Origin of the sequence: Caballeronia arvi (assembly GCF_001544695.2) — a bacterium.
Taxonomy (GTDB): domain Bacteria; phylum Pseudomonadota; class Gammaproteobacteria; order Burkholderiales; family Burkholderiaceae; genus Caballeronia; species Caballeronia arvi.
The window spans coordinates 117,103-124,975 of record NZ_FCOM02000019.1 but is presented as its reverse complement, the minus strand read 5'-3'; the positions used below and the strand labels follow the sequence as shown (position 1 = coordinate 124,975).

Genomic DNA, 7,873 nt, shown 5'->3' with positions numbered 1-7,873 from the left:
TACGATCAGCTTGAAACGTGGCAGCCAGAGGAGCTAAATGTGTTACCCATGTCCTGACACACCTGTTACCCATGTCCTGACACACCTGTTACCCATGTCCTGACACACCTGTTACCCATGTCCCCGGTCTATACACAGCAGCAAAGAAAGTGACTGCCGCCCCGCATAGGGGCGAAGCTAATAAACCAACACCAATACGGGATCCAGCGAAAGCGAAAGCAAAAACAAAAAACAAAAATCAACTCCCCCTCAACCGATGCATCAGCGGTTTCAACGCCGGATAAAGCTCCCGATAAACCTCAAACCGTTCCGAATAAACGAGTTGCCGCTCAGCATCCACCTGAGCCCGTTCAACAAGCGTGACCCACCCGCCTTCAGCCGTCTCACGCGAAACCAATCCAACGCCCAACGCAGCAAGCAACGCCGCACCCATCGCCGCTTCGACGTCCTGCTCGATGGAAAGCACCGGATACCCGGTCACATCCGCGATGATCTGCATCCACAAATCCGAATGCGCCGCGCCGCCCACGACGATCAGCCGATCATCGAGCGATTGCGCCCCACGCCGCCCTGCCTCCATGTTGTGTTTCAACGCAAACGCAACCCCTTCGAGCACCGCGCGATAAAGCGTCGCCCGCGTATGAAACAGATTCAACCCGACGAACGTCCCCGAAGCGCGCGCATCCCAGACCGGACTGCGCTCGCCCATCAGATAAGGCAGGAACACGACGCCATCCGAACCCGCCGCAACTTTCGACGCCGCCTCTTCCAGCAACCGATGCGGATCGCCATGCGGCATCGCCTTTGCCGCGGCGATCTCACCCTGGCAGAACTGATCGCGATACCACGCGACGCACTGCCCCGCCGTGCTCGCGCCGCCGAACACATACAGATCGTGCTTGCCGTTGTAGACATGCGGCATCGATACGAGTCCATGACTCGCATCGACGGTCTGATTGATATAGCCCCAGCACATGCTCGTGCCGATCATCGCGACGTGATGGCCCGCCTTCGTCACGCCTGCCGCGAACGTCGCGACGGCTGCATCGACGCCGCCCGCGACGACCGGCGTACCCGCAGCAAGGCCGAGCTCGTCGGCCCATCGCGGCAAAAGCCCGCCCACCACCTCCGATGACTCCACGAGGCGCTGCGGCATCATCGATGCAGGAATGCCGAGCATGTCGAGCGCCTCGTGCGACCAGGCGCGCTTCGCGACGTCATACACGCCGCCGAGATTGCCCGCCGAACTGTGATCGACGGCGATCTCGCCCGTCAGACGTTGGATCACAAACGCGTTGGGCGGCAGGAAATGACGCGTCTTACTCCACACGTCCGGCTGATTCTTGCGCAGCCAGAGCATCTTCGTGAAGCCGTAATAACTGTCGACGCCATTGCCCGTGATCGACTCCAGCCGCTTCATGTCGACATGCTCGCGCACCCAGTCGACTTCCGCCGTCGCGCGCCGGTCCATCCAGATGAGGCACGGATAAAGCGGCTCCATGTTCTCGTCGACGGGAATGCCCGAACCTCCGTACAGGCTGCTCACGCAAAGCGACTTCACATCGCTCGCGGCAACACCTTTCTCGCGCGCCTTCGACACCACACCCGCGATGCACTCCGTCACGGCATCGAACCAGACCGACGGCCATTGCTCGGCCCACAACGGCTTCGGCGTGTCGGGATGGTAGGCGCTCGAATGCTGCGCGACGATCGCGCCGTTCGTATCGACGAGCAACGCCTTCGTGCTCTGCGTGCCGATGTCGATGCCGATCACGTAATCCATGTCTGTCTCCCGCGGGCTGTTTTTTGCGCCTATCGTTGAAGCACTGGCTCACGCACCTTCGTTCAATGGCCGTCACGTTGCCTATCCGGGTTATTCCCGATCCGCGTTCGTCGTCGCAATTGGTGCGGCGCAGCGCTGCCCCGGCGCGCACGCTCACGCCGCAATCGCATGCCACGCGGCGCGCGAATTGCGCCGCATCGCAGGAAATCTAAGACAACGCGGCGCCTTGACTTTCCCGAGTGCGAATACGATCATTCGATCATTCAGTGGGCAAATGCTCATTCATCTGCCTTGACCGCCAGCGCGCGTCGATGCGAACTGCCGTCCGCGAAGAACGGGCGCACAGCCAATCAGAGGAAGAGACGACATGACTAGCGAAGCCAACGTGATCCTGCACATCGGCGCCGGGTCTTTTCATCGCGCGCATCAGGCGTGGTATCTGCATCGACTGATTGCGTCAGGCGACAAAAGCTGGTCGCTCGCCGTCGGCAATATTCGCGGCGACATGAACGCCGTGCTCGACGCGCTGGCCGCGCAAAACGGCGAGTACACGCTCGAAACCGTCACGCCGAAGGGCGAGCGCGAGTACGAGACCATCCGCGCGATCAGGAAGGTCGTGCCTTGGTCGGCGGATCTGGCTGAGTTCATCGCCGTGGGCGCGGACCCGAAAACGAAGATCGTCTCTTTCACCGTGACGGAAGGCGGCTATTACCTCGACGAGCACGACAAGCTCGACACCGCCAACGCCGACCTCGCCGCCGATCTCAAGGGCGGAAAAACGACGATCTACGGCGCGCTCGCCGCGATCCTCGAGGCGCGCATGAAGAACGGCGCGGGCAAGGTGTCGCTGCAGAATTGCGACAACCTGCGCAGCAACGGCGACCGCTTCAAGGCCGGCATGCTCGAATTCCTGCAACGGCGCGGCGAGACCGCGCTGCGCGAGTGGATGATCGCGAATACGTCGTGCCCGAACGCGATGGTCGACCGCATCACGCCGCGCCCGACGCCCGATGTCGCCGAGCGCGTGAAAGCCGCAACCGGCTTCGATGACAAAGCGCCCGTGATGGGCGAGAAGTTCATCCAGTGGGTGATCGAAGACAATTTCATCGCGGGACGGCCCGCGTGGGAGAAAGTTGGCGCGGAGATGGTCGAATCGGTGCATCCGTACGAGGAGGCGAAGATCCGCATCCTCAACGCGAGTCATAGCTGCATCGCGTGGGCGGGCACGCTCGTCGGCCTTCAGTACATTCACGAAGGCACGCAAGACATGGAGATTCGCGCGCTCGCGGATGCCTACGTCACCGAGGACGTGATTCCCTGTCTCACGCCGAGCCCGATCGATCTCGCGAAGTATCGCGATGTCGTGCTCGACCGCTTCAGCAATCCGTATATCAAGGACACGAATCAGCGCGTCGCGGCCGATGGCTTTTCGAAGCTGCCGGGCTTCATCGCGCCGACGCTGTCTGAATGCTTCGCGCGCAACGTCGATCCCGATTCGACCGCGATCCTGCCCGCGCTCTTCTTCCGCTTTCTCGAACGCTGGCATGAAGGCAAGCTGCCCTACACGTATCAGGACGGCGTGATGGACCCGGCCGTCGCGCACGGCTTCTTCACGGCGCCCGATCCGATCAAGGCATTCACCGCCGACAAGCTCTTGTGGGGCAGTATGGCGCAGACGGATGGGCTCGAGCGCGTGATGCGCAATGCCGTCGCGAAGGTCGATGCGTGGCTGAAGAACCGGCCATAAGCAGGGTGTTATCACTGCGTTAAGCGTCATCGTGAAGCGCGCGCCGCGCCGCTCGGGTAATGTGCTCATGGCGCGGCGCGACGCGCGGCGGTAAATTAGCGCCTCCCGCCGCGCTGCACTGGCTGCGCTCCTGGTTTTTCGCCGGGCTTCTTCCCGCAACGACTAAGGGACCGTTCATGTACTTAGGCATCGACCTCGGCACGTCCGAAGTGAAAGTTCTGCTGCTCGCCGCCGACGGCGCCGTGATCGGCACGGCGGGCACGCCGTTCACCGTTTCGCGTCCGAAGCCGCGCTGGTCCGAGCAGAATCCGCTCGACTGGTGGGAAGGCACGCGCGCCGCGCTCTTCAGGCTGCAAGAGAAGTTTCCGGCTGAATTCGCGCAAGTGCGCGGCATCGGGCTCTCGGGACAGATGCACGGCGCGGTGCTGCTCGATTCGCACGACAACGTGCTGCGCCCCGCGATCCTCTGGAACGACATGCGCAGCGACAAGGAATGCGCCGAGCTTTACGAACGCGCGCCGAACTTGCACGAGATCGCCGGCAATCTGGCGATGCCCGGATTCACCGCGCCGAAGCTGCTGTGGGTCGCGCACAACGAGCCTGACATCTTCAATCGGACCGCGTGCGTGTTGCTGCCGAAGGACTATCTGCGCATGCATTTGACGGGCACGAAAGTATCGGATCCATCGGATGCGGCCGGCACGCTCTGGCTCGATGTCGCGCGCCGCGACTGGTCCGACGAGTTGCTTGCCGCGTGCAGCATGTCGCGCCAGCAGATGCCGTCGCTGGCCGAGGGCAGCGCGCCTTCGGGCACGCTGCGACCCGAGCTTGCGCGCGAGTTCGGTTTGCGCGATGGCGTGGTCGTCGCGGCGGGCGGCGGCGACAATGCCGCGAGCGCGGTGGGCATCGGCGCGACCGATCCCGGCGATGGCTTCCTGTCGCTCGGCACGTCGGGCGTGCTGTGCGTGATCGGCGATCGCTTCCGGCCGAATCCCGCATCGGCGGTGCATGCGTTCTGCCATGCGATTCCGGATCGCTGGCATCAGATGAGCGTGGTGCTGTCGGCGGCGAGCTGTTTGCGCTGGGTGTGCAAGCTGACGTCGACCGACGAGCCGACGCTGCTCGCGGAAATCGAGGCCTTGCCCGCCGACGCGCTGCCGTCCGCGCCGCTCTTTCTGCCGTATCTGAGCGGCGAGCGCACGCCGCACAACGATCCGTATGCGCAGGGCGTGTTCTTCGGCATGACGCATGCGACCGATCGCGCGCTGCTCGGCTATTCGGTGCTCGAAGGCGTGACGCTCTCGCTGACCGATGGACTGGATGCGCTGGAATCGGCGGGCACGCAGGCCCGCGCATTGTCGATGCTTGGCGGCGGCGCGCGCAGCGCCTACTGGGCGCAAATGTTCGCCGATGCCTTCGATACCCCGACGCGCACCCACGGCGGCGGCGAGACCGGCGCGGCGCTGGGTGCGGCTCGGCTCGGCTGGCTCGCGGCGGGCGGCGATCCGGCGACGGTGCTCGCGAAGCCCGAGATCAAACAGGAATTTACGCCGGATGCGGCGCGGCATGAGATGTTGCGGGACCGGTTGAAGGGGTTTCGGGAGTTGTATCAGCATGTGAGGCCGTTGTTCGATCCCGCGAGGCCGCGGTTGGCTTGATTTTGGGGGGCGTTTGGGCTTCTATGGAACTTGTGCGCGGGGCGGCGCCTGCTATCGTTGGCTTGCTCTGCCTGATTGGGCTTACGTGAAACCTGTTTTCGTGTTGGTTTATTAGCTTCGCCCCTATGCGGGGCGGCAGTCACTTTCTTTGCTGCTGCAAAGAAAGTAACCAAAGAAAGCAGCTTCTCCCAGCCTAAGCACTTCATACCGGCCGCGGCACAGGCGATTGGCTGAATGGAACCCGGAGTAGCAAGTGTTCCCGCAAAACTCGCGCGGCGTGGACCGCGCACGGTCTGACAAGCTAGTACCCGAAGGACACTGGTTCAGCACGAAAGAGCTTCGGCACAGCGCTGCGCGCTGCCGCCGGGTATGCAAGGGAAACCAACGGTGGGCGTAGCAAATACGCGAGCTCACGCAAACCTGATTGACCGGTCGGCCGCGAAGCGGGCCGGAGCTTTCAGGTGCTGAACCAGTCAGTAGTGCGGCGCGATGTAACGGACCGTGCGCGATCCAAGCCCGGTGAGCCCTACGAGGGCACTCGCTACTCCGGGGGCCATTAGGTCAATCGCCTGTGCCGCGGCCGGCATGAAGTGCTTAGGCTGGGAGAAGCTGCTTTCTTTGGTTACTTTCTTTGCAGCAGCAAAGAAAGTGACTACCGCCCCGCATAGGGGCGAAGCTAATAAACCAACACGAAATCAGGTTCCACGAAAGCCGAAGCGAACGCCCCGCAAGAAGCAAAAGCAAAAAAACCAAACCAAACCCACAGTGGCCAAATCCACCGAAAAACTCGATCTCGCGACGCGCGCAGCGTGGCTCTACTACGTCGCCGGCAACACCCAGAACGAGATCGCCGAAAAGCTTCAGATCTCGCGCCCGGTGGCGCAGCGGCTCGTCGCCTTCGCGGTCGAAAAGAACCTCATCCGCGTGCGCGTCGATCATCGCATCGCGGATTGCCTGTCGCTCGCAAAAGCGCTCAGCGACCGCTACGGCCTCGCGATGTGCGAAGTCGTGCCCATCGACGGCGATGCGCCTGAACAAATCGACCGCAAGCTCGCTGTGGCAGGCGCGCAAGTGATGGAGCGCTACCTGCTCGATGAGAAACCGCTCGTGGTCTCGATCGGCAGCGGCCGCACGCTCAAGGCATGCGTCGCGCAGATCGGGCAGATCGACCGGCCGCAGCATCGCTTCGTGTCGATGGTCGGCGCGATCGCGCAGGATGGCTCGTCGAACCGCTATGACGTCGCGCAGCAGCTATCGGAGAAAACCGGCGGCAAGCACTTCATGCTGCCCGCGCCGCTCATGGCCGACAGCGTCGCCGAGCGCGCACAATGGGTCAATCACCGGCTGTATCGCATCGTCGATGAACTCGCGCACCGAGCGGACGTGGCGTTCGTCGGCATCGGCAATGTGGGTGTGAACTGCCCGCTGCATGAGGACGGCTTCATCACGCGCGCGGAAGTCGACGAGCTGGTGTCGGCGGGCGCGGTGGCCGAATGGCTCGGCCTGCCGATCGATGCGAACGGCCGCCGCGTGCAGTCGAAAACCGGCGCGCGCGCGACGAGCCTCGCGCTCGACTCGCCGCCCAAGCGCCCGACGATCGGGTTCGCAGGCGGGCAGCGCAAGCGCGACGCGTTGATCGCGGCATTGAACGGACAATGGCTGTCGGGGCTCGTGACCGATGAGTTGTGCGCGAAGGCGGCGCTGGAGGCGTGAAGCCGCCTCAAAACGCGATTTCCGCCTCCACCTCCTGCCCGACCTCCAGCACGACGCCCTCGCCACCCACGACGATCGCATTCTTGCCGAACGTGAGCGCGCCGTCGAACTGATCGCTGCCGCGATACGCGCTCATCGTGTCGAGCGGTTCATGCGGCCACGACGGATTCGGCGCGCCCGTCTCCTGATCGATCGATGGAATCGGGCAGCGCGTGCACAGTTTCACGAGCCGCAATTGCACGTCGCCGATGCGCATCTCGGCAACATAGTCCTCCTCGTAGGCATCGAGTTCGCCGATCACGAGATTGGGCCGGAAGCGATTCGCCGCGATGCCCGGCGCGCCCCTGGCCGACAAGCGCGCGTTGAGATCGTCGAGCGATGACTGGCCGACCACCAGCAACGGGAACTGATCAGCGAAGCGCGTGTGCGCGGAAAGCGGCGCCGTCCATTCGTCGCTGACATCGCGGCGCGCGGACGGTGCAAAGCGCGCGAGGCGCGCGGGCAGGCCGAGGAACCCGGTGAACCATTGCGCCGTGTGCTCGCCGGTGTCGAGCGCATCGACGGTATCGCCCCACACGGTCGCGCGCATCGGCCTCGCATCCGCGAGCGCCTGAGCCTGCAAGGGCGTACGCAGCGTCGGCATGCCGGGCGCATCGATGATTAGATCGTCGCCATCGAACGCGGTTTTGATCAACGCCATGCGCGAATGCGCGCGCTGCGTGAACATGCCGCCCTGCGCGTCGGTCACCATCCAGTGGCGGTCGTATTCGAGACCCGTGTCGAAGAGCGTCGCGCGGCGCAGCGAGATGCCCGCGCAAGACTTGATCGGATAGACGAAGAGTTCGTTCAGGACGGGCATGGCGATTATCGTGTGGGATCGGCGCCGGCCATCGGGTGTGGCCGGTCGGAACCGCGATTATCGCGCGTATGCAACGTTCAAGAAAAAAGCGCCGCTCTGACGAACGGCGCTGT

5 protein-coding genes are annotated in these 7,873 nt (G+C 63.5%); 3 read left to right on the top strand and 2 right to left on the bottom strand.

What is annotated here, in order from left to right; genetic code table 11:
* Positions 1-238: 238 nt before the first annotated feature.
* Complete coding sequence (locus tag AWB74_RS21635; protein WP_061148771.1) at positions 239-1,783, bottom strand: FGGY-family carbohydrate kinase; 1,545 nt, start codon at positions 1,781-1,783, stop codon at positions 239-241.
* Between the two features lie 367 nt (positions 1,784-2,150).
* On the opposite strand from AWB74_RS21635, the gene dalD reads away from it, so the two are divergent.
* The 3 genes from dalD (at position 2,151) to AWB74_RS21620 (ending at position 6,901) form a co-directional block, all read left to right on the top strand.
* Positions 2,151-3,530 carry a D-arabinitol 4-dehydrogenase gene (dalD, locus tag AWB74_RS21630; RefSeq protein WP_061148770.1) on the top strand — a complete coding sequence of 460 codons (1,380 nt, stop codon included), beginning with the start codon at positions 2,151-2,153 and terminating at the stop codon, positions 3,528-3,530.
* 176 nt (positions 3,531-3,706) lie between these two features.
* The gene (gene xylB, locus AWB74_RS21625; protein ID WP_061148786.1) at positions 3,707-5,188 is read left to right on the top strand and encodes a xylulokinase; all 1,482 of its coding nucleotides are present in this window, start codon (positions 3,707-3,709) and stop codon (positions 5,186-5,188) included.
* A gap of 765 nt (positions 5,189-5,953) precedes the next feature.
* Entirely contained in the window at positions 5,954-6,901 is a 948-nt protein-coding gene (locus AWB74_RS21620) for a sugar-binding transcriptional regulator (RefSeq protein ID WP_061148769.1), read from the top strand.
* 7 nt (positions 6,902-6,908) lie between these two features.
* Here AWB74_RS21620 and AWB74_RS21615 read toward each other — a convergent pair whose 3' ends face one another.
* Entirely contained in the window at positions 6,909-7,760 is an 852-nt protein-coding gene (locus AWB74_RS21615) for an MOSC domain-containing protein (protein ID WP_061148768.1), read from the bottom strand.
* Positions 7,761-7,873: the final 113 nt, after the last annotated feature.

Coding starts and splice junctions, on each gene's coding strand:
- xylB (WP_061148786.1), top strand. CDS start 3,707: ATGTACTTAGGCATCGACCTCGGCACGTCCGAAGTGAAAGTTCTGCTG.
- dalD (WP_061148770.1), top strand. CDS start 2,151: ATGACTAGCGAAGCCAACGTGATCCTGCACATCGGCGCCGGGTCTTTT.
- AWB74_RS21615 (WP_061148768.1), bottom strand. CDS start 7,760: ATGCCCGTCCTGAACGAACTCTTCGTCTATCCGATCAAGTCTTGCGCG.
- AWB74_RS21635 (WP_061148771.1), bottom strand. CDS start 1,783: ATGGATTACGTGATCGGCATCGACATCGGCACGCAGAGCACGAAGGCG.